Origin of the sequence: Kitasatospora phosalacinea, from assembly GCF_000717185.1 — a bacterium.
Lineage (GTDB): Bacteria > Actinomycetota > Actinomycetes > Streptomycetales > Streptomycetaceae > Kitasatospora > Kitasatospora phosalacinea_A.
In genome coordinates this window covers 127,166-144,871 of the sequence record NZ_JNYE01000027.1, presented here as the reverse complement: position 1 = coordinate 144,871, position 17,706 = coordinate 127,166, and the positions used below count along the sequence as shown (strand labels likewise).

The 17,706-nt window shown below is 72.5% G+C and carries 24 protein-coding genes and 3 pseudogenes; 17 read left to right on the top strand and 10 right to left on the bottom strand.

Annotated features, from left to right (window positions below):
- Positions 1-158 precede the first annotated feature (158 nt).
- From OO57_RS14615 to OO57_RS14570, 12 genes and pseudogenes are all read left to right on the top strand, one after another.
- Positions 159-482, top strand: a complete 324-nt coding sequence (locus OO57_RS14615) for a MazG-like family protein (protein WP_033252821.1) — start codon at positions 159-161, stop codon at positions 480-482.
- Positions 479-727 carry a hypothetical protein gene (locus OO57_RS14610; protein ID WP_033252820.1) on the top strand — a complete coding sequence of 83 codons (249 nt, stop codon included), beginning with the start codon at positions 479-481 and terminating at the stop codon, positions 725-727. Before OO57_RS14615 ends, OO57_RS14610 begins: the two co-directional genes overlap by 4 nt.
- Positions 728-809: 82 nt before the next feature.
- Positions 810-1,316, top strand: coding sequence for a GNAT family N-acetyltransferase (locus OO57_RS14605; RefSeq protein ID WP_051777593.1), 507 nt, complete (start codon positions 810-812; stop codon positions 1,314-1,316).
- Between the two features lie 394 nt (positions 1,317-1,710).
- Positions 1,711-3,336: an ATP-binding cassette domain-containing protein gene (locus tag OO57_RS38485; protein WP_081973680.1), complete on the top strand. Its 1,626-nt coding sequence runs from the start codon at positions 1,711-1,713 to the stop codon at positions 3,334-3,336.
- Between the two features lie 77 nt (positions 3,337-3,413).
- Positions 3,414-4,091 carry an NUDIX domain-containing protein gene (locus OO57_RS14595; RefSeq protein ID WP_081973679.1) on the top strand — a complete coding sequence of 226 codons (678 nt, stop codon included), beginning with the start codon at positions 3,414-3,416 and terminating at the stop codon, positions 4,089-4,091.
- 73 nt (positions 4,092-4,164) lie between these two features.
- Entirely contained in the window at positions 4,165-4,500 is a 336-nt protein-coding gene (locus OO57_RS14590; protein WP_033252872.1) for a MazG nucleotide pyrophosphohydrolase domain-containing protein, read from the top strand.
- Positions 4,497-4,790: pseudogene (locus tag OO57_RS45500) on the top strand (HIT family protein); the annotation flags it as partial. The gene OO57_RS14590 and the pseudogene OO57_RS45500, both read left to right, overlap by 4 nt.
- Before the next feature lie 79 nt (positions 4,791-4,869).
- Complete coding sequence (locus OO57_RS45495) at positions 4,870-5,319, top strand: hypothetical protein (protein ID WP_234337344.1); 450 nt, start codon at positions 4,870-4,872, stop codon at positions 5,317-5,319.
- Positions 5,237-5,887 (top strand): aminoglycoside phosphotransferase family protein, encoded by a 651-nt coding sequence (locus tag OO57_RS44710; RefSeq protein ID WP_199811263.1) that lies wholly within the window; start codon positions 5,237-5,239, stop codon positions 5,885-5,887. Before OO57_RS45495 ends, OO57_RS44710 begins: the two co-directional genes overlap by 83 nt.
- Complete coding sequence (locus OO57_RS14580) at positions 5,884-6,552, top strand: PolC-type DNA polymerase III (RefSeq protein WP_051777591.1); 669 nt, start codon at positions 5,884-5,886, stop codon at positions 6,550-6,552. The genes OO57_RS44710 and OO57_RS14580 overlap by 4 nt, the downstream gene beginning before the upstream one ends.
- A gap of 461 nt (positions 6,553-7,013) precedes the next feature.
- Entirely contained in the window at positions 7,014-7,202 is a 189-nt protein-coding gene (locus OO57_RS14575) for a helix-turn-helix transcriptional regulator (RefSeq protein WP_158715121.1), read from the top strand.
- A 196-nt stretch (positions 7,203-7,398) separates the two neighbouring features.
- Positions 7,399-8,004: a hypothetical protein gene (locus OO57_RS14570; RefSeq protein ID WP_199811262.1), complete on the top strand. Its 606-nt coding sequence runs from the start codon at positions 7,399-7,401 to the stop codon at positions 8,002-8,004.
- Positions 8,005-8,282: 278 nt separating this feature from the next.
- Here OO57_RS14570 and OO57_RS45490 read toward each other — a convergent pair whose 3' ends face one another.
- From OO57_RS45490 to OO57_RS38470, 5 genes and pseudogenes are all read right to left on the bottom strand, one after another.
- Positions 8,283-8,456, bottom strand: a complete 174-nt coding sequence (locus OO57_RS45490) for a hypothetical protein (RefSeq protein WP_234337343.1) — start codon at positions 8,454-8,456, stop codon at positions 8,283-8,285.
- A 57-nt stretch (positions 8,457-8,513) separates the two neighbouring features.
- Positions 8,514-8,747 (bottom strand): transposase family protein, encoded by a 234-nt coding sequence (locus tag OO57_RS45485; protein WP_234337348.1) that lies wholly within the window; start codon positions 8,745-8,747, stop codon positions 8,514-8,516.
- 229 nt (positions 8,748-8,976) lie between these two features.
- A pseudogene (locus tag OO57_RS45480) lies at positions 8,977-9,027 on the bottom strand (hypothetical protein); the annotation flags it as partial.
- Positions 9,028-10,367: 1,340 nt separating this feature from the next.
- On the bottom strand, positions 10,368-11,522 hold the full coding sequence (locus tag OO57_RS14560; RefSeq protein WP_234337342.1) for a tyrosine-type recombinase/integrase: 1,155 nt from the start codon (positions 11,520-11,522) through the stop codon (positions 10,368-10,370).
- Positions 11,523-11,631: 109 nt separating this feature from the next.
- A complete protein-coding gene (locus OO57_RS38470) occupies positions 11,632-11,994 on the bottom strand; it encodes a hypothetical protein (protein WP_051777589.1) in 363 nt (120 codons plus the stop codon).
- Between the two features lie 222 nt (positions 11,995-12,216).
- Here OO57_RS38470 and OO57_RS14550 point away from each other — a divergent pair, with 222 nt between their 5' ends.
- Complete coding sequence (locus OO57_RS14550; protein WP_033252817.1) at positions 12,217-12,726, top strand: DUF6328 family protein; 510 nt, start codon at positions 12,217-12,219, stop codon at positions 12,724-12,726.
- A gap of 54 nt (positions 12,727-12,780) precedes the next feature.
- On the opposite strand, the gene OO57_RS14545 is transcribed toward OO57_RS14550, so the two are convergent.
- Entirely contained in the window at positions 12,781-13,254 is a 474-nt protein-coding gene (locus OO57_RS14545; RefSeq protein WP_033252816.1) for a hemerythrin domain-containing protein, read from the bottom strand.
- A gap of 145 nt (positions 13,255-13,399) precedes the next feature.
- On the opposite strand from OO57_RS14545, the gene OO57_RS14540 reads away from it, so the two are divergent.
- Both OO57_RS14540 and OO57_RS14535 read left to right on the top strand, forming a co-directional pair.
- Positions 13,400-13,675, top strand: a complete 276-nt coding sequence (locus OO57_RS14540) for a DUF4235 domain-containing protein (protein WP_033252815.1) — start codon at positions 13,400-13,402, stop codon at positions 13,673-13,675.
- Positions 13,676-13,769: 94 nt separating this feature from the next.
- Positions 13,770-13,961: a hypothetical protein gene (locus tag OO57_RS14535; protein WP_033252814.1), complete on the top strand. Its 192-nt coding sequence runs from the start codon at positions 13,770-13,772 to the stop codon at positions 13,959-13,961.
- Positions 13,962-14,012: 51 nt separating this feature from the next.
- Here the strand turns inward: OO57_RS14535 and OO57_RS14530 are convergent, their stop codons facing one another.
- A complete protein-coding gene (locus OO57_RS14530; RefSeq protein WP_033252813.1) occupies positions 14,013-14,321 on the bottom strand; it encodes a helix-turn-helix transcriptional regulator in 309 nt (102 codons plus the stop codon).
- Positions 14,322-14,455: 134 nt separating this feature from the next.
- Here OO57_RS14530 and OO57_RS14525 point away from each other — a divergent pair, with 134 nt between their 5' ends.
- The gene (locus OO57_RS14525; RefSeq protein WP_033252812.1) at positions 14,456-14,734 is read left to right on the top strand and encodes a hypothetical protein; all 279 of its coding nucleotides are present in this window, start codon (positions 14,456-14,458) and stop codon (positions 14,732-14,734) included.
- On the top strand, positions 14,731-15,195 hold the full coding sequence (locus OO57_RS14520) for an STAS domain-containing protein (RefSeq protein WP_033252811.1): 465 nt from the start codon (positions 14,731-14,733) through the stop codon (positions 15,193-15,195). The genes OO57_RS14525 and OO57_RS14520 overlap by 4 nt, the downstream gene beginning before the upstream one ends.
- Here OO57_RS14520 and OO57_RS14515 read toward each other — a convergent pair.
- The 3 genes and pseudogenes from OO57_RS14515 to OO57_RS14505 form a co-directional block, all read right to left on the bottom strand.
- Positions 15,176-15,475: a WhiB family transcriptional regulator gene (locus OO57_RS14515; protein ID WP_051777610.1), complete on the bottom strand. Its 300-nt coding sequence runs from the start codon at positions 15,473-15,475 to the stop codon at positions 15,176-15,178. The genes OO57_RS14520 and OO57_RS14515 overlap by 20 nt on opposite strands.
- Before the next feature lie 246 nt (positions 15,476-15,721).
- Positions 15,722-16,672 (bottom strand): annotated as a pseudogene (locus OO57_RS14510) (TIGR03557 family F420-dependent LLM class oxidoreductase); the annotation flags it as partial.
- Positions 16,669-17,691 (bottom strand): YihY/virulence factor BrkB family protein, encoded by a 1,023-nt coding sequence (locus OO57_RS14505; RefSeq protein WP_051777588.1) that lies wholly within the window; start codon positions 17,689-17,691, stop codon positions 16,669-16,671. The gene OO57_RS14505 and the pseudogene OO57_RS14510, both read right to left, overlap by 4 nt.
- Positions 17,692-17,706: the final 15 nt, after the last annotated feature.

Here is a 17,706-nt window from a genome sequence, read left to right as displayed (position 1 = left end):
TACAAGCGACGCACCGACCTCGATTGGGCCTGCTCCAACCAGCCTGCAGCCATCATCTGCCTGCGGAAGCTCCGAACCTCATTCTGAAACGATCAGTTAGCCGCACCTTGCCCGGAACCGTCCGGGACAAGGGATTCGAGTACAGACAGGACCGTACCGTGGACGTCTTCGAGACCATCAAGTCCCTTGCCGATCAGCTGGATTCGCTGTCGACCGTACCGCCGGAGCAGGCGGTCACCCTGCAGGCGCTCAAGGTGTCGGAGGAGGCCGGGGAACTCGCCGAAGCCGTCATCGGGGTCCTCGCGGCCAACCCGAGGAAGGGCGCGTCCCACACCTGGGAGGACGTGTACGGGGAGGCGTGTGACATCGCGGTCACCGCGCTGATCCTGCTGGCCCGCCGCAGCGAGGACCCGCGCCGACGCCTGGAAGCGCACCTGCAGCACCTGGTGCAGCGCTCGCTCACGCCGGAGCCCACCGCTTGAGCCCCCTGCCCGGAGCTCCGGGTCGGCACCGGCGCCCGACGCCGCAGCACCCCGTCCCGCCGGAGGCCGCGGAGCTGCACCTGCGGGCGATCACCGAGAGGCGGCCGGTCGAGGAGGTCGGAGTGTTCACCTCCGGCGGCATCGCGTTCTGGTGGCGGCAGGAGTACCTCCCCGACGGCCGTACCCACCGCTACCTGGTGCGCCTGGACAGCACACTGCCCTTCCCTCCACCCGACCCGCGCTGACACCCCTGCCCCCGCCCGCCTGCGCCGACCGCCGACGGGCCCGCTCCCGCCCACTGCCCACCGTCCGGAGGAGACACCCCTGATGACACCGCCCCCCGTCCGCCCGGCTCTGCCCGAGGACGCCGAGGAACTGCTACGCCTGCGCGTGGACGTCCTGACCGGCCGGCCGACCACCGACGCCTGGCGCTCCACCTTCCTGGCCGACATGCGGGCCCGCCTCGGCACCGACCCGCACCTGCTGGCCTACGTCGCCGACGCCGGGGACGGCGTGCTGGCGGCGTGCGCGATCGGCGTCGTCTACCGGGGCTACGACGGCCCCGCCTACCCGGACGGCCGGTGGGGCCGTGTCCACACCGTGGTCACCGATCCGCGTCACCGGCGCCGCGGCCTGGGCGAGGCCGTCACCCGCGCCCTGGTCGGCGAACTCCAGGACCGCGGCTGCTCCTCGGTCGAGCTGATCGCCACCGAAGAGGGCCTGCCGCTGTACGAGAAGCTCGGCTTCGAGTCGGCCGCCCACTACCTGACGCTGCGCCACCCCCTGGCATCGACCGCCCCCGTCCGCCCCGCGACCGCGGGAGGGGCGGCGTGAAGCGGCTCCGGCGCGGGACGGCCCCGGTGGACGGGTCGTCCCCGAGCGAGCAGCTGCTGTTCGGCGGGCCGATGCGCTACGACGCCGGGTTCGTCCGGTACGAGGACGCCGGCGCACAGGCCGGGCTGTGGGCAGTGGTCCGGCAGATCCCCGGGATGCTGCGCCTGGCGTGGCAGCTCGCCTGGCGGGCCGACCGTACAGCACTGGCGGGGGTGGTGCTCGCGGAGGTCGGACGGGCCGGCGCCGGGGCGCTGTCCCTGGTCGCAGTGAACACCGCCCTGGGGCACCTGTTCGCCTCCGGCGGCGGCGCCGGCACGCTGCGCGCGGTGCTGCCCTCCGTGCTGGCGGCGGGCGCTGCCGCCGGTGCCGGGGCGGTCTTGGCGGCGGTGTCCTCTTGGGGGGGGCGGACCGGCTCAGCCCGCGGATCCAGCGCACCGCGACCCTCACCCTGCTGGAGCGGGCCCAGCGGGTGGAGCTGGCCTCCCTGGAGGACCCGGAGTTCAACCGGCTGCTGGAGTCCGCCCGGTTCGGCATCCACTCCGTGCAGCGTCTGACCAGCGAGTCGGTCTCGGTGCTCAGTACCCTGCTCTCGATGGCGGCCACCGGCGGCGTGCTGTTCACCCTGTCTCCGGTGCTGCTGCCGCTGATGGTGCTGATCGCAGCGCCCCGCGCCTGGGGGGCGGCTGTCACCGCCCGGCGGCGACGCACCTCAGTGATGGCCTGGCTCCAGCACCTGCGGGCCTCCCAGCTCGTCGCCCAGCTCCTCACCCAGACCCACACGGCCGCCGAGATCCGGGTGCACGGCGTCGGTGCCTTCCTGCTGCACCACTTCGAGCGGATGGCCGTGGCCTCGGACCGGGAGCAGGCCCGCCTGGCCGCGGCCGGCGCCCGCACCACGATCGCTGCCGCGGCTGCCTCCGGCCTCGCCTTCACCGCCACCTTCGGCCTGCTGGGCGCGCTCGTCTCCGGCGGGCACCTGGCGCTCGCCGCCGCGGGTACCGCCGTCGTCGCGGTGCGCACCGGCGCCGCGAACGTCGGCGGCCTGCTCGGCAGCGTCAACCAGCTGTTCGAGGAAGCACTGTACGTCGGCGACCTGCAGAGGCTCACCACCGAGGCCGACGCCCTGGCCATCCCCGCCGGCGGCGACGACCTGCCCGAGCGCCCCGCGGCGATCCACGTCGAGGACGTCTGCTTCACCTACACCGGCCGCACCACGCCCTCGCTGGACAAGGTCAGCCTGGTGGTGTCGACGGGCAAGATCGTTGCCTTGGTCGGTGACAACGGCGCCGGCAAGTCGACCCTGGCGCGGCTGCTGTGCGGGCTGTACCAGCCGGACAGCGGCACCATCCGCTGGGACGACGTCGACACCGCGACCGCCGACCGCAAGCAGCAGTTCGCCTCCACCGTCCTGCTCCCGCAGGACTTCTTCCGCTGGCCCCTGACGCTTCGGGCGATCGTCACCACCGGCCGTCCCGGCCACCACGACGACGCCCACGCCCTCGGCGCGGCGGCCGACTTCGCCGGGATGCAGGACCTGCTCCGCAAGCAGGACCGGGGCTGGGACACCCTGGCGGCACGCGGCTTCGAGGGCGGCGTCGACTTCTCCGGCGGCCAGTGGCAGCAGATCGGCACCGCCCGCACCCACCTGCGCGCCACCACCACCGGCGCCGAGGGCCGGCGCCCGTTCCTGGTCGTCGCCGACGAGCCGACCAGCGCGCTCGATCCGGCCGCGGAGGTGCGGGCCTTCGACAACCTGCGGCGACTGGCGGGCCAGGGGGCGACGGTGCTGCTGATCACCCACCGCCTCGCTGCCTCGGCCGCCGCCGACCTCATCTACGTCCTCAAGGACGGCCGCCTGGTGGAACAGGGCACGCACGAGGAACTCATGGCCGCCGCCCCGAACGACGACCGGCCCGGCGCGGGCAGCTACCGCACCGCCTACCTCCTCCAAGCCCAGCAGTACGCCACCCGGCTCCCCGGCCCGCGGTCCGCTGACGCCACCACCACCGCTGCCCCGTGACCGGCGCCTCGTACGCCGAGCGGGGCGCACCAACTCCGCCACCGCAGCACGACCCGTAGGAAGAAGGAGCAGGCGACATGATCGAAGGCTGGAGCACGGAGTCGTCGACCATCGTGTTCACCGGACGCCGGGTGGTGGTGCGCCGCGACGAGGTCCGGCGCGCGGACGGCAGCCTGGGGACGTACGAGTACACCGAGTCGGTCGACGGGGTGCGCGTCCTGGCCCTGGACGACCGGGGCCGCGTGGCCCTGGTGGAGGAGAACGTCCACGCCTGCGGCCTGCGGCTGCTGATGTGCCCCGGCGGCGGGTGCGGGGCGGACGAGGACCCGGCGGTAGCCGCGCTGCGCGAACTGCTGGAGGAAGCCGGCATCCGCGCCGCCCGGATCGAGCCGCTGACGGCGATGTGGCGGATGCCCGCCGGTGCGCGGACCCGCGAACACCTCTACCTCGCCACGGACCTGACCGTCGGCGAGCACCAGCGGGAGGCCAGCGAAGCCGACATGGAACTGCGCTGGGTCCCGCTGGAGGAAGCGACGGCGATGTGCGCCGACGGCCGGATCACCGAGGCCGGCACCCTCGCGGCCGTCCTGCTCACCGCACAGCGCACCACCGGCCTGCTGCCGCACCAAGCCACCGACCAGGCAGTGACGCCCCTCGTATCCGGTCGATCGACAGCGCCTCAGGAAGAGGAACCCGCTGACCGCCCGTCACCGCGGGCTCCCGCCGCCGGACCGGCCGAGCGGACCGGCCGGTGACCGCGCCCGCGGGGCGGATCGCCCGGTGCCGCCCTGCATGGAACACCACCTGCGCCTGATCGGAGCGTGCCCCATGGAACTCAGCGAGATCACCGAGCGTGCGATGCGCGTCCACGCCCTGTACGACCGGCTGAACGCGGCGCAGCGCGGCCGCACCTGGGAGCGGCAGGACTTCGTCCTCGGCTTCGCCGGGGACGTCGGCGACCTGGCGAAGCTCACCCAGGCCGCCGACGGGATCCGTCCCGCGCCGGGTGGACGCGACCTCGGCCACGAACTGGCGGACTGCCTGTGGTCAGTCGTCGTGATCGCCCGGCTGTACGGCGTCGACCTCGAATCCGCCTTCACCGCCACCATGGCGGACCTGGAGCAGTCCATCACCGGCGCACTCGACGCGGAGGCGCAGCGATGAAGCGGATCGAGTTCGACGAGCAGGCGTATGCGCGGCGGTCCCGGAGCGGGCCGTGCTTCATCTGCCGCATGCTGGCCGGCGACGAGGAGTTCCGGCACGAGGTCGTCTACCGGGACGAGCAGCACGTCGTGTTCCTGGACCGGTACCCGACCCTGCTCGGCAAGCTCCTCGTCGCTCCCGTCGCACACCGGCGGGACGTGATCGGCGACTTCACCGCGGTGCAGTCCGCCGCGCTGTGGCACACCGTCCACCGCGCCGGGGCGGCGCTGCAGCAGGTCGTGCCGACGGAGCGGATCTACCTGCAGAGCCTCGGCTCCCACAGCGGCAACAGCCACGTCCACATCCACGTGGCCGCCCTCCCCGCCCGGCGTGCCCTACGAGCAGCAGCAGACGGCCGCCCTGCTCTGGGAGAGCGCCGGACTGCTCGACGTGCCGACCGAGGAGACGGCCCGGATCGCCGCACGGCTTCGCGCCGCCCTCGCCGCGCCGCCGGCCGCAGAGCCCCCCGCGGACGGTCCCACACCGGCGGTGCGGGAGTTCACCGAGCAGGCCGTCGGCCGCATCGCCTCCTGGACGGACGTCTCCTGGGCCTGGCCGGGCAGCCGGGTGTGGCGCGCCACCGGGGCCGAAGGCGGCCAGTGGTACGTGAAGATCCACCGGGGCGCGCGCTTCCACCAGCGCGAGGTGCGCCTACCGCACCTGGGTGCCCGGCCTCGGGGCGGCCACACCCCGGCTGGTGGCCGTCGACGCCGACTTGTCGGCCGTCGTCGTCACCGCGCTGCCCGGCCGCCCCCTGCACGGCGCCGTCCACCCGCCTGAGCAGCAACGCGCGATCTTCCACCAGGTCGGGGCGCTCGCCGCCGCGATCCACCGCCCGGCCCCCGCCGCCGGGCCCGACGACACCCTGTCGGCCGCGCTGGAGAAGATGGAACGGCACCTGGATGCCGCCCGCACCCACCTGGCGCCCGGCGACGCGGACTTCGTCCGCGCCCTGGCGGCCCGCGCCGAGCTGCTGCAAGAACCCGAGACGGTGTTCACCCACGGGGACCTGCAACTGCGGAACCTCCTGCTCGGCGAGGCCGACGAGCTGTACGTGATCGACTTCGAACGCGCCCAAATGGGCCCGGCCGTCCGCGACTTCGTCCGCCTCGCCGACCTCTGGGCAGGCCGCCCGGACCTGCTGGAGGCCCTGACCGACGGCTACGGCCGCACCTTCACAACCGCGGAGCTCGAATACCTGACGGTGCTGGAGGCCCTGGACGCGGTGTCCGGCATCCAGTACGGGGCCGCCGCCGGCGATCCCGAACTCCTGGAGCGCGGCCTGCGAACCCTCACCCGGCTCCGCGCCACGGCCGAGGCCGCAGCCCGACGGGAGGGTACGACGTGACGGGACTGCTCCACGATCCGTCCCTGGTCGGCCTGACGCTGGTCGTCATCGACTTCGAAGGGCTCACCCCCACCGGGCGCCCGGCAGAGCCGACCGAGGTCGCCGCGCTCGCGCTGCGCCCCGTACACGGACGCCTGGCGGAAGTCGGCCGGTTCGAGTCCCTGATCCGGCCGCCCGCCGACGTCCCCGTCACCGCACGCGACGTCGCGCAGAGCGGCATCACCGCACAGATGCTTGCCGCCGCGGACCCGGCCGCCGTCGTCCTGGCCCACCTGGACGCGCACCTGACCGCGCCGCCCTACCGGCTGGTGGCCCACCACGCCACCACCGAGGCCGGGATGATCGCCCGTCAGGCCGCGCACTGCCCCGTCCTGGCCGCCACACCCCTGCTCGACACGATCCGCCTCGCCAAGGCCCTCACCCCCGGCCTCGGCTCCTACAGCCTGGACACCCTCCTGGCCCACTACGGCATCGCCCGCCCGGCCGACCGCCACCGGGCGATGCCCGACGTCACCGTCACCGCCCAGTTGCTGGAACGCCTGCTCACCGACGGGTGCACCGCCGGACGGTGGAACACCCTGCTCGACCTGGACACCACCGCCGGACTGCAGCCCAAACGCCCCGCCCGGCCCGACCCGCCCGCAGAACAGGACGCCCTGTTCTAAACCCCGGCCCGCCCGCGCCTCCAACGGCTCGATGCCTGCGGAACGACAACTGCACCGCCAACCCGTCTTCTGCCCGACGCACCGTCACGTAGATCCATGACCGTCCCCAGTTCACTGCCGCCGTCTGGAACGAGAGCTACGAGACTGGCATCGCCTTCACAGCCCTGCGCCCGTAGGAGCAGGCTGCGCTCACCAAGCACGCGCCCGCCCGACCACCCGGGGCTTCCCGCTGGTGCCCGCGTTCCTGTCCCTGAACGCCGTATCAGCCAACCCACCGAACCGCCGACCCGCGTGGCCTCACCTCCACCGTCCTCGAACCAGCCCCTTCCTCTCCTCTGCCATCACGAGGTCAATCAGCAGACGGTCCGTAGCAGCTTCTGTCGGCATCGGAGAACCGCCGGACCGCGGTGACCATCCTGATCCCGCTCCACCGGAGCATCGCAGCGCAGGGAGAAGGATCGATGGTTTCACAGTTCATGGACGCCAAGCAGACGGCCGAGTACCTGAACGTCTCGCTCTCCTGGTTGTACCGGGAGGCCGCAGGCGTCGGTCTGGTGGCCTACCGGTTCGGGCAGGGGCGGAACGCCAAGCTCCAGTTCAAGGTGTCCGAAGTCCAGGCCTGGATCAAGCAGCAACGAACGTACATGTGAGCACCGGGTACGGCCCACCGATCCGGTGGGCCGCAGCCAAGCGGGACCCACCCGGTCGAGGCGGGCCCTCCTCGGCCGTCAGGCGGCGAGGCCACGGCCGAGGATCTCGGCGGCCCGTCCGATCGAGCCGGGCATGAGGTGTCGGTAGGTCTTGAAGGTGATCTCGATGTTGCGGTGGGGCACTGTCGGGCCTTGGATGTCGCCTCCTCACCTGACCGTCCCGCGCTTCGTCCTGCCCGGCCTGGAACTCCTGCTGCTGATCCCGCTGATCGCGGTCAACCCGCGCCGGATGACCCGGCAGAACCGCTTCTCCCGGATCGTGTCGCTGACCCTGGTCGCCCTCATCGGCACCAGCAACCTCGTCTCGCTCGGCCTGCTGGTCGACGCCATGGTCACCAGCCGGGCCCAGGAGGGCGGCCCGCTGCTCCTCGCCGCGCTCCAGGTCTGGGCCACCGGCATCATCGTCTTCGGCCTGGCGTTCTGGGAACTCGACCGCGGCGGCCCCGTGGCGCGCACCCAGGCCGAGCGCTCCGACCTGCCGCTCGCCGACTTCCGCTTCTCCCAGGACGAGAACGACGACGCCATCGAAGAAGTCGCCGACGGCTCCTCCCGCACCAGCGACTGGGTACCCACCCTGATGGACTATCTGTACGTTTCGGTGACCAACTCCACCGCCTTCAGCCCCACCGACACCATGCCGCTGTCCGCCCGGGCCAAGGCCCTGATGGCCGTCGAGAGCATCGCCGCACTCATCACCTCCCTGCTCGTCATCGCCCATGCCGTCGGCGTCCTCGACCAGTAGCCAGGCGTCCCGGCCTGGAGCGCCGCGGGTAGGGAAGGGGGCGACGCCCTGCTGCAGTCCGGGCGGACGTTTGCTCGCCCCGCCGGGCTCAGCGGGTCCTGTGCGGCGAGGGATCTCCGCCTTGACAGTGCAGACGCTGCTGGCGCCCGTGATGTCCAGTAGATGCGAGACGGCCTCCGACAGGCGGGCCAAACCGCACCTCGACGGCGATGCTGGCGCTTACGACCTCGTGCGTGGTTGGCCGTGGCCCGTCTGTGGGGAGGTCCTGGCCTTGCCGATCACGCGGCTCGGCCCGACGAGAGTGCCATCAACTGTTGCTTGGACACGGCTTGTTGGTCCGACAGGAGTCCGGCGACGGCGCGGATGGTGTCGGGCAGGTAGTCGCGGCGGCCGTGGTGTCGGGTGAGGGTGCGCCAGTTCTTCAGGTGGACGATGCCGTGTTCGACCGGCATGCAGCGTGAGGAGTGTTCGAAGCGGGCCTATTCGTGGTGGGCCATGAGCCATTGGACCTACTCGAGGTACTTGCCGCGGCGTTTGCGGGGCGGGGTGACCACCTGGCCGCAGGTCTGGGCGCCCAGGCCCTGGTAGTCGGCGTCCGCAAGGATCTCCAGGTGGATGCTGTCGGCGAGCAGGTCGACCAGGCCGGCGTCGCGGGCCTGGGTGATGTCGGCGACCGACCCGGCCCGCACCTCGCCGCAGAACAGCACTCGGCCGCGGTCGTCGGTGACCACCAGCACCTTCATGGCGTTCAATCCGGCTCTTGCCCGAGACGAACCGATTGCGGCCCGGCCGGTTCGAAGCCGGGCGGCGCACTCGGATCTCGGTCGCGTCGATGATCCTGGTCCGCCCGGTGGCGCCCAGGTGGGCGATCACGTCCGCGAGGGTGCGAAGACGAAGGCCGGACGTGATGCGGCAGCCGCGCTCGGCCAGCAGCGGGCGGATCTCGCCGATCGCGCGGGTGACGGTGGAGCGGTCCACGCCGAACCAGCAGGCCAGGACGTCGTGGGTGACACCGTGCCGCAGGTGGACGAGCGTGGCCAGGAGCCGGTCGACGAAGACCAGTTTGTATTCGCGCCCGCGCCGACCGCCCGCCGCCGCAGCCGCTCGGACAGCTCTGCGTCACGCCGGGCTTGCCACATCGGTCCCAACTCGGTCACCAGGTCGGCGATCACCGCCCGCAACAAGCCGGTGATCCGACGCTCCGAGACGATCAGTGCACGCGTTGCAGTCCCCACCACGGAAGGTCCAACGACCAGGCCGCCCGCAGGCCACGGCCAACCACGCACGAGGTCGTTAGAATTCCTAACGAAATGCGGTCCGTGATCCTTCAGTGGGTCGGTTCCGCTGCAGCTGTGCCGGTGCGGCGTGGTCAGTGGCGGATGGAAGGGTCGGCTCGTGACGTGTGACGTGTGCGGGCACGAGATGCGACAAGTGCCAAGAGCGGACTCGCGGGTGAGCGAGGCGTGGGTCTGTCCCTGGTGCTACGCATGGACCGAGCTGGGTGCTCATCCGGGCTTGGTCAGCCGGTCGTGGTACGAGCCTGTGCACATGCGGTGGGAGCGCGCCGATGCCACAGAACTGCCCGCTGGCGTCTCCCATGCATACAGCCACTTCGGTGCAACCTTGTGCGGTATGCAGCAGGAGGGCATGGTTCCCTCTCCCTACCCGTGGGTCCCCGATTGGGACGACGCGTGCCGAGAATGCAAAGAGACAGCCATCGTCATCGACGATCGCTGGCCTGTTGACGTGGGCGGCGAGAAGCAGGAGCGGCTACGCCCTACGCCTCCGCCCGGTGCCGACTGGCCGCTCTTCTAGCGAGCGCAGGGCCAGCGGAGGGGTGCCGCTGGCGCGCTCGATGCTACCGCGCTCGCGGTCGGAGCCGAGGACATCGCGCAACCGGGCCGGAGGTGATGGCGGTGCCGTCCGAGGCGTACGCGCAGTCGCCGGAACTGCGGCCCGCACCAGGAAGATGACTGGGTCGATGAGCCCGTCGAGGTCGGTGGCGTCGTCGTAGGGGAGGAGCCGGGTGCGGGTGGGCAGGACGTGAGACCAGATGGCGACCCGGGTCAAGGCTCAGCCGCGACGGCCCCGGGAAAGGAGACCGAGGGCGGGTCGGCGTGGACGGGGCACAGTGCTTTCGACAGCGCCGGTGATCCAACTGGGCTGCCGGATGCCCCAGCCGTCATGGCTCTGGTACCCGGCGTGACGGTCGTTGACGGTGTCCACCAGGATCGCCAGTCCGGGAACTGCCGCGCTCTGGGCCAGATCGGCGGGCTGGCCGAAAGTGCCGTCCCCCGAACTCGTTCTGAGGCCGTGCAACACATGTGCGGGGCCCGCCCTGACCGAGCGGGCCCTGCACATGCTCAGGCGGCGAGGCCGAGATCAAGGATCTTGGCAGCCTTCCCGATCGAGCCGGGCATGAGGTGCCGGTAGGTCTTGAAGGTGATCTCGATGCTGCGGTGGCCCATCCACTCCGCGACATCGGTGATCGGGATGCCGCGGCTGAGGCAGTTCGAGGCGAAGAAGTGGCGCAGGCCGTAGAGGACCATCCCTTCCGGGATATGAACCTGCCTGGAGCGCCTGATCCTGCGCCACTGGTTGTCGACGGTGTGGTGCGGCATGGGCAGGGTGATGTCCTTGGGGTTACGCAGGAGGTAGCCCTCAACCGTCCCGTACGTGTCCGCGTAATGTTCGATCGCCTGTTTGGTCCGCGCGGGCAGCGGGACGTCGCGGTACTCCCCCACCTTGCGGTGCTTGAGGGGTGCGTAGGTCTTGGTGGTCTGGTTGACCTGCTCGGTGACGCGGTACACGTCGTCGGCGACGATGTTGTCGACGTTGATCGCCAGTGCCTCGCCGTTGCGCAGGCCGCAGCCGCTCATGAGTTCGGCCACCAGGTTGAAGGCCTCGTCTCCGGCGGTGCGGATCCCCTGGAGCTGGGCGAGGGAGGGGATCACCGCGCGCTTCGGGTCGTACTGCGGGGGCTGGACGCCGTCCACCGGATTGTCCTCGTACAGGCCGAGCCGGTGCGCGTCCAGCAGGATGGTCTTCAGCCTGACGAACGCGTGGGTCTGAGCGGCGAGGCCGACACCATTGCGCTCCATCGTCTCGATGAACGCCTCCACGACCTTGTGGTCGAAGGTCCCCATGCGGCGGCTGCCGAACGCGGGCAGGAGGTGGTTCTTCAGAGTGGACTCGAGCATCCGCAGCGAGGCCGGGCCCTGGTGACGCTGGCCCTTGAGCCACTCGGCGGCGTAGGCCGAGAACTGCATCCCGCCGTACTTCTGGATGCGCTCCGCCTTGCGCTGGCTCTGCGGGGAGTTCTTGCGCGCGTGGTAGACCTCGGCGAGCCTGGTCCTGGCCTTCTCCTGGGTGGCGAAACCGGACTCCTCGGTCTGCTGTCCCGCCGCGTTGCGGTACCGGATCTTGTACTCGTGGGGACACCTGGTCCAGCGGGACTCGGGGTGCTCGCACTCCTTGAAGAAGCTGCCCATGCCGCGGGTGAGACCTGTGGTTGCCATGGCGGACGGTACCTCCGGGAACTTGCTGACGTTTCGCTGACCCCGGATGGTCGTCCACCCCTCTGAGCTGGGAAGAACCGTCAAACCCGTGATACGTACAGGTAGTCCATCAGGGTGGGTACCCAGTCGCTGGTGCGGGAGGAGCCGTCGGCGACCTCCTCGATGGCGTCGTCGTTCTCGTCCTGGGAGAACCGGAAGTCGGCGAGGGGCAGTTCGGAGCGCTCGGCCTCTGCCGGGTCATCCGGCGCGGGTTGACCGCGATCAGCGGGATCAGCAGCAGGAGTTCCAGGCCGGGCAGGACGAAGCGCGGGACGAACAGCAGCTGCTCCGGCAGCACCAGGTAGAGCAGCACGGCGGCCAGTGTGGCGAGCACCGCGGGCAGCCGGGCCTCGCCGCGCCGGTCGTGGCGGGGGAAGCGCTGCAGCGCCCTCGCCCGGTGGTCGTTGACGTGCCGTCGCTCTCCACTGTCCATGGACGGGTCCTCCGGGTCGGAACGGGTGGCACGGCGCCTGCCCGATCGGCCCGGGCCCACACCCCCGGGCGTCCGCGGGCATAGGCGCGGCCGCACCGGGCAACCGGGGGCGGGGACGGCGCGGGCGGCGGAGAATCGGCGGGAGCGGCCCGGCCCCGGCCTCCCGACCCCGCCCCCGTTCCCGTTCCCGCCGACCAGGTGCGACGAGCGAAAGGACCCCCTATGGACGACTCTGCGCAGTCCGGAGGCGGCCCCGGCCGTGACGAGAGCCCGCAGGAGCGGGCGGACCGGCAGTGGGACGAGATGCTGCAGGAGGTGCGGGTCGCCCAGACCGGGGCGCAGATCCTGTTCGGCTTCCTGCTGAGCGTGGCCTTCACCCCGCGGTTCGCCTCGCTCGACGACTTCGACAAGGGCCTGTACACGGTCACCGTCGTCCTGGGCGCCTGCGCGACCGCCTCGCTGATCGCGCCGGTCGCCTTCCACCGGCTGCTGACCGGGCACGGCCTGAAGCCGGTGCTGATCCGCACCGGCTCGCGCCTGATCGGGCTGGGCCTGACGCTGCTCGCCCTGACCATCGGCTGCGCCCTGTTGCTGCTGCTGCGCACCGCGACCGGCAACGCCGTGCTCGCCGCGACGGTGTCCGCCTGCACGGTCGCCTACTTCGCGACCACCTGGCTGGTGCTGCCCTTCCTGCTGCTGCGCCACGAGGAGCGCCGCCAGCACGAGCGGTGAGCGGCCCGGGGCCCCGCGGCCGGACGGCTGCGGGGCCCCGGGCCGGGCGGGCGGTCACTTCGTGGCGCTGGGCACCTTCAGCGGGTCGCGGGTGGCGGTCTCCCTGGCCGCCGCCAGGCGCTCGCCGAGTTCGAGGAGGCGGTTGCGCCCCATGGCCTTGCGGACCTCGGGGAACCAGTCCCGTTCCTCCTCCTCGACGTGGTGGCGGACGTTCTCCATCAGCACCGTCATCTTGGCGTCGAACCGCTCGTCCTCGGGATCGAGGCCGGCCAGTTCGGCCAGCATCCACACCACGACGTGGTGCTCCTCGACGCTCTCCAGGACGTGGTCGGTCGTCCCGGGGGCGGCCTCGCGCGCCGCCGGGTAGAAGACCTCCTCCTCGATGACGGCGTGGACGGTCAACTCCTCGATCACCCGGTCGGCGAGCCTGCGCTTGGTCGCGAAGGCCCGGTCACCGGCCTTCTCGAACTCCTTGAAGAGCTTCTCCACCGTCTTGTGGTCTTCCTTGAGCAGCACGATCGCGTCCATCGGGCCTCCTGGTCCGGGATGGGGTGGGACGGGGTGGGACGGCCGTCGGCTACCCGGAACGGGCCGGGGCAACCGGGGCCGGTTTGCGGCGGGCGGCGCCGGGCAGCCGCGGGAGCGTTCCCGGCGGCACGGCGGAGGAGGTCCGGTGGAGGCGGCAGCGGTGGTGTACAGGCCGGTCGGCATGGTGGTGGGGGCGCTGGGCGGGGTGGTGGCCGGGGCGGTGTTCAAGCGGCTGTGGCAGCGGGTCGCCCACGAGGACGACGCGCCGGACGCGACCGACGAGGACCGCGGCTGGCGGGAGGTGCTGATCGCCGCCGCGCTCCAGGGGGCGGTGTTCGCGCTGGTGAAGGCGGCCCTGGACCGGTCGGGTGCGGCCGCCTGGAAGCGGGTGACGGGCGTGTGGCCCGGTGGGTCGGGCTGAGCACCGGGCGCGGTTCACCCGGTCGGCCCCGTGTGGCCGTCCGGGTCGGGGGTAGCCGCCCGGTGTCCCGACGGAGTGCAGGAGAGGAGCAGCCATGACCACGCAGGACGGCAAGGACCGGGCCGCCGAGGAGGCGCCCGGGGAGGACGTGCGCGAGCGCTCGGCCGAGGAGCGCGAGATCACCGCGCCGACCCCGGCCGACGTACGGGCCAAGGCCGCGGGCCGCGGCGGCGCTGGGGGCGACGAGGAGCCCGAGCCCCCGGCGGCGGACACCCAGGCTCCCTGAGGCCCGCCGGAAGCGCCCTGACCCCCGCCGCCCCGGTCCGCGCGGCGGGGGTCAGGGCGTTTCCGGCGGCGGGGTGAGGAGGGCGGAGAGGAGTTCGGCGATGGTGGGCCCGGCGTCGGCGGGATGGCGCAGTTGGCCGTCGATGACGTGGTAGTGGTTGGTGCGGCCGCGGCGCTCGTGGGAGAGGTACCCGGCTTCCTCCAGGTCGGAGATGATGCGCTGCACCGCCCGTTCGGTGAGCAGGCACCGGGCGGCTATGTCGCGGACCCGGATGCCCGGGTCGCGGTAGATCTGGATCAGCACCCTGGCGTGATTGGTCAGGAACGTCCACTGGCGGCTGGATTCGACGGCTCTCTCCACCCATCCAGGATAGGTAGTGCAGTTCGCGAATCGTAATGCATGACATAATTTTCGTGCATTCATTGACGCATGTCGTGCGTGCGGGGAGAGTGGGACGTGCCGGCCTCCCCGCACCGGCACCTGGAGGCGATGTCGTGGAGGTCCCGACCCGGGCCCGCCTGGAGCACTTCACCGAGGCCCTGACCGCCGGCACCGGCGCCGTCGAGGCCCTACCGCCGCAGCTGCGGTACGCGATCGCCGGGGTGAGCGCCTACCTGGCCGCCGTCGAGGAGGGGGCCCCGGCCGCCGGCCACCTGCACGGCAACGCCGTGGCGCTGTGGGAGACCCTGCGGGACGCGGTCGGCTCGTCCGCCGTGCCCGTGCCCGTGCCGCTGCCCCCGCCCCGGAGCGCCCCGGCGGGTGCCGCACGGTGACCCGACGCCACGGGCGGCCCGTCGTGGTGCGCACCCCCGACCTGCGGATCGAGACCCGCCGCACCGGGGGCACCGTCCGGTGCGCCCTGATCGGCGCCCTGCACCAGGACAACCAGCAGGTGTTCGCGCTGGCCCTGCGGGACGGCCTGCGGGCCCGCCCGGTCCGGCTCTCGGTCGACCTGCGGGCGGTGGACCTGTTCACCTCGTCCGCCCTGGACACCCTGCTGCGGACCAGGTACGAGGCCCGCGCCATCGGGGTGGCGCTGGCGCTGGACTCGCCGTCGCGCTGCGTGCGCCGGGTCCTGGAGATCAGCCGCTCCGCGCCGTACCTGCCGGTCGAGGACAGCGCCCCCGTCCGGACCCGGCGGTGCCCGCGCCGGAGGCCGCCGGGAACGCCGGAGGCCGACCGGAACCCGGTCGGCCTCCGGCGCGGCACCGCCTTCAGGCGGCCCGGGGCATGACCTCCTCGGGCTCGCGGCGCACCAGCAGGGCGCGCCGCTCGTCCTCGGTCAGGCCGCCCCAGACGCCGTAGGGCTCGCGGGTGGCGAGGGCGTGCCGCCGGCACTCCAGGCGGACGGGGCAGCCGGCGCACACCCGCTTGGCCGCCTCCTCGCGCCGGCGGGCCTCGGCGCGGCCCTCGCTCGCGGGTCGGAAGAAGACCTCGCTGCCGACGGTGCGGCAGGAGCCTTCGAGCTGCCAGTCCCAGTGGTGCGTCTGAGCGCCGGGGAGACGGGAGACCATGGTCACGACGGTGCCTTCCGGACGGGGATGATCGAACGACCGCCGTCTAACCGCTCCTCCGCAGGTCATGCACGCCCCGCCCGATCCGGGTCAGCGGCCGGGGTCGGTGGGGGCGAACTCCGGGCCGTCCCCGGCGTCCTTGGTGCTCTCGTCGGGCGCGGGGGCGCCCTCGCCGGTCATCCGGGCCTCGGGGGTCTCCAGCGCCCGGTCCGTGTCGGCCGCGGTGCGGGCACCGGCGTCGGCGCCCTTCAGGGCGGGCAGCACCCGCGTCCGGTAGGCCTCGAAGAAGGCGTCCTGGTCGGGGCCGATCTGCCCGACGTACACCTCGTCGAAGCCCGCCCGCGGGTAGGCGAGGACCGCTTCGACGTGCGCGTCGACGTCGTCGCCGCAGACCACCGCGTCGGCGACCATGTCGCGGGTGACGAGGGTGCTGGCCTGCTCGAAGTGGGCGGGGGTGGGCAACAGTTGGGCGAGTTCGCCGGGGAGCAGCTCGGTGGGCCAGCGGCGGTGCACCTCGTCGATCGCCGCCTCCCGGTCGGCGCTCCAGCAGACCTTGAGCCCGCCGACGACGGGTTTGCCCGCGCCGCCCGCGCCGCGGAAGGCGGCGACCAGGTCGGCGTCGGGCGTCATGGTGACGAAGCCGTCGCCGATCCGGGCTGCCATCGCGGCGGCCTTGGGGCCGAACCCGGAGACCAGGACCGGCAGCCGGCCGCGGGGCGCGGTGTAGAGGCGGGCGTTATCGACGGTGTAGTTCGGGCCGCGGTGGCTGACCTGGCGGCCGGTGAACAGCTCGCGCATCACCTCGACGGCCTCCTCCAGCATCTCGGCGCGCTCCTCGAAGGAGGGCCAGCGGTCGCCGAGGACGTGCTCGTTGAGCGCCTCGCCGGTGCCCACGCCGAGGGCGAAGCGGCCGTCCAGCAGGACGCTGGAGGTGGCCGCGGCCTGGGCGGTGACCGCCGGGTGCAGGCGCACGGTGGGGCAGGTCACCAGGGTGGTGACGGGCAGGTCGACGGTCTGCGAGAGCGCGCCGATCACCGACCAGACGAAGGCGCTGTTGCCCTGCGCCTCGTTCCACGGGTGGAAGTGGTCGGAGATCGCCAGCCGGGTGAACCCGGCCTCCCGAGCCCGTTCGGCCTGGCGGATCAGTTCCTGCGGGGTGAACTCCTCGCAGGACAGGAAGAACCCGTACTCGGTCATCGCTGCTCCTCGTCTCGGTTCGTCTCGGTGTCCGGGGCCCGCTCCTCCTCGGGCCACTTGCGGGTGTCGCGCGGCGGCACGTACGGCTCCTCGTCGGGCGGCATCCCGCCCTCGACGGCCCGCTCGCGGGCGAGCTCGGCGTCGAACTCCAGGCCGAGCAGGACCGCCAGGTTGGACAGCCACAGCCACACCAGGAAGACGATCACCCCGGCGAGGGTGCCGTAGGTGCGGTTGTAGGAGCCGAAGTTGGCGACGTACGCGGCGAACCCGCCGGAGAGCAGCAGCCAGAGCAGGACGGCCAGCAGGCTGCCCGGGGAGATCCAGCGCCAGCCGCGGCCGCGCACGTTGGGCGCCGCCCAGTACAGCAGCGCGATCATGATGCTGACCAGCAGCACCAGGACCGGCCACTTCGCGATCGACCAGACCGTCACGGCGGTGGCGCCCAGCCCGAGGACGTCCCCGGCGCGCTGGGCCACCGGGCCGGTGAAGACCACGATCACGGCGCTGGCCAGCAGCAGCACCATCATCAGCAGGGTCAGCCCGACCCGCAGCGGGGTGAGCTTCCACACCGGACGGCCCTCGCGGATGTCGTAGACCGCGTTGGACGCCCGGATGAACGCCGCCACGTAGCCCGAGGCCGACCACAGCGCGCCCAGCAGGCCCACCACGGCCAGCACCCCGCTGGCGCCGCGCCCGTCCTGCAACTGCTCGACGGTGGAGCGCAGGACGTCCCGGGCCGGGCCCGGGGCGAGCTGCTGCAGGTTGTCGAGGACCGTGTCGGTCGCGGAGCGCCCGAGCAGCCCGAGGACGGAGACCAGCACCAGCAGCGCCGGGAAGACCGCCAGCACCCCGTAGTAGGTCAGGGCGGCGGCCCGGTCCGGCAGCTCGTCGTCCAGGAACTCCTTCGCGGTGCGCCGCAGCACCGCGAACCAGCCGCGGGCCGGGACGTCCTCCGGCCCGTCCGGGGCCGCGGTGCTCCCGGCCCGGCGGCGGGGCCCGTCCTGCTCGTGCTGCGGCATCCGCGTCCCCTTCCG

Excerpts from the sequence above, each read along its gene's own strand:
- OO57_RS14550 (WP_033252817.1), top strand. The coding sequence starts at position 12,217 with ATGGACGACTCTGCGCAGTCCGGAGGCGGCCCCGGCCGTGACGAGAGC.
- OO57_RS14590 (WP_033252872.1), top strand. The coding sequence starts at position 4,165 with ATGGAACTCAGCGAGATCACCGAGCGTGCGATGCGCGTCCACGCCCTG.
- OO57_RS14535 (WP_033252814.1), top strand. The coding sequence starts at position 13,770 with ATGACCACGCAGGACGGCAAGGACCGGGCCGCCGAGGAGGCGCCCGGG.
- OO57_RS14515 (WP_051777610.1), bottom strand. The coding sequence starts at position 15,475 with ATGGTCTCCCGTCTCCCCGGCGCTCAGACGCACCACTGGGACTGGCAG.
- OO57_RS14505 (WP_051777588.1), bottom strand. The coding sequence starts at position 17,691 with ATGCCGCAGCACGAGCAGGACGGGCCCCGCCGCCGGGCCGGGAGCACC.
- OO57_RS14595 (WP_081973679.1), top strand. The coding sequence starts at position 3,414 with ATGATCGAAGGCTGGAGCACGGAGTCGTCGACCATCGTGTTCACCGGA.
- OO57_RS14605 (WP_051777593.1), top strand. The coding sequence starts at position 810 with ATGACACCGCCCCCCGTCCGCCCGGCTCTGCCCGAGGACGCCGAGGAA.
- OO57_RS14575 (WP_158715121.1), top strand. The coding sequence starts at position 7,014 with ATGGTTTCACAGTTCATGGACGCCAAGCAGACGGCCGAGTACCTGAAC.
- OO57_RS45485 (WP_234337348.1), bottom strand. The coding sequence starts at position 8,747 with ATGAAGGTGCTGGTGGTCACCGACGACCGCGGCCGAGTGCTGTTCTGC.
- OO57_RS38470 (WP_051777589.1), bottom strand. The coding sequence starts at position 11,994 with ATGGACAGTGGAGAGCGACGGCACGTCAACGACCACCGGGCGAGGGCG.
- OO57_RS45490 (WP_234337343.1), bottom strand. The coding sequence starts at position 8,456 with ATGCCGGTCGAACACGGCATCGTCCACCTGAAGAACTGGCGCACCCTC.
- OO57_RS14570 (WP_199811262.1), top strand. The coding sequence starts at position 7,399 with ATGTCGCCTCCTCACCTGACCGTCCCGCGCTTCGTCCTGCCCGGCCTG.
- OO57_RS14560 (WP_234337342.1), bottom strand. The coding sequence starts at position 11,522 with ATGGCAACCACAGGTCTCACCCGCGGCATGGGCAGCTTCTTCAAGGAG.
- OO57_RS14545 (WP_033252816.1), bottom strand. The coding sequence starts at position 13,254 with ATGGACGCGATCGTGCTGCTCAAGGAAGACCACAAGACGGTGGAGAAG.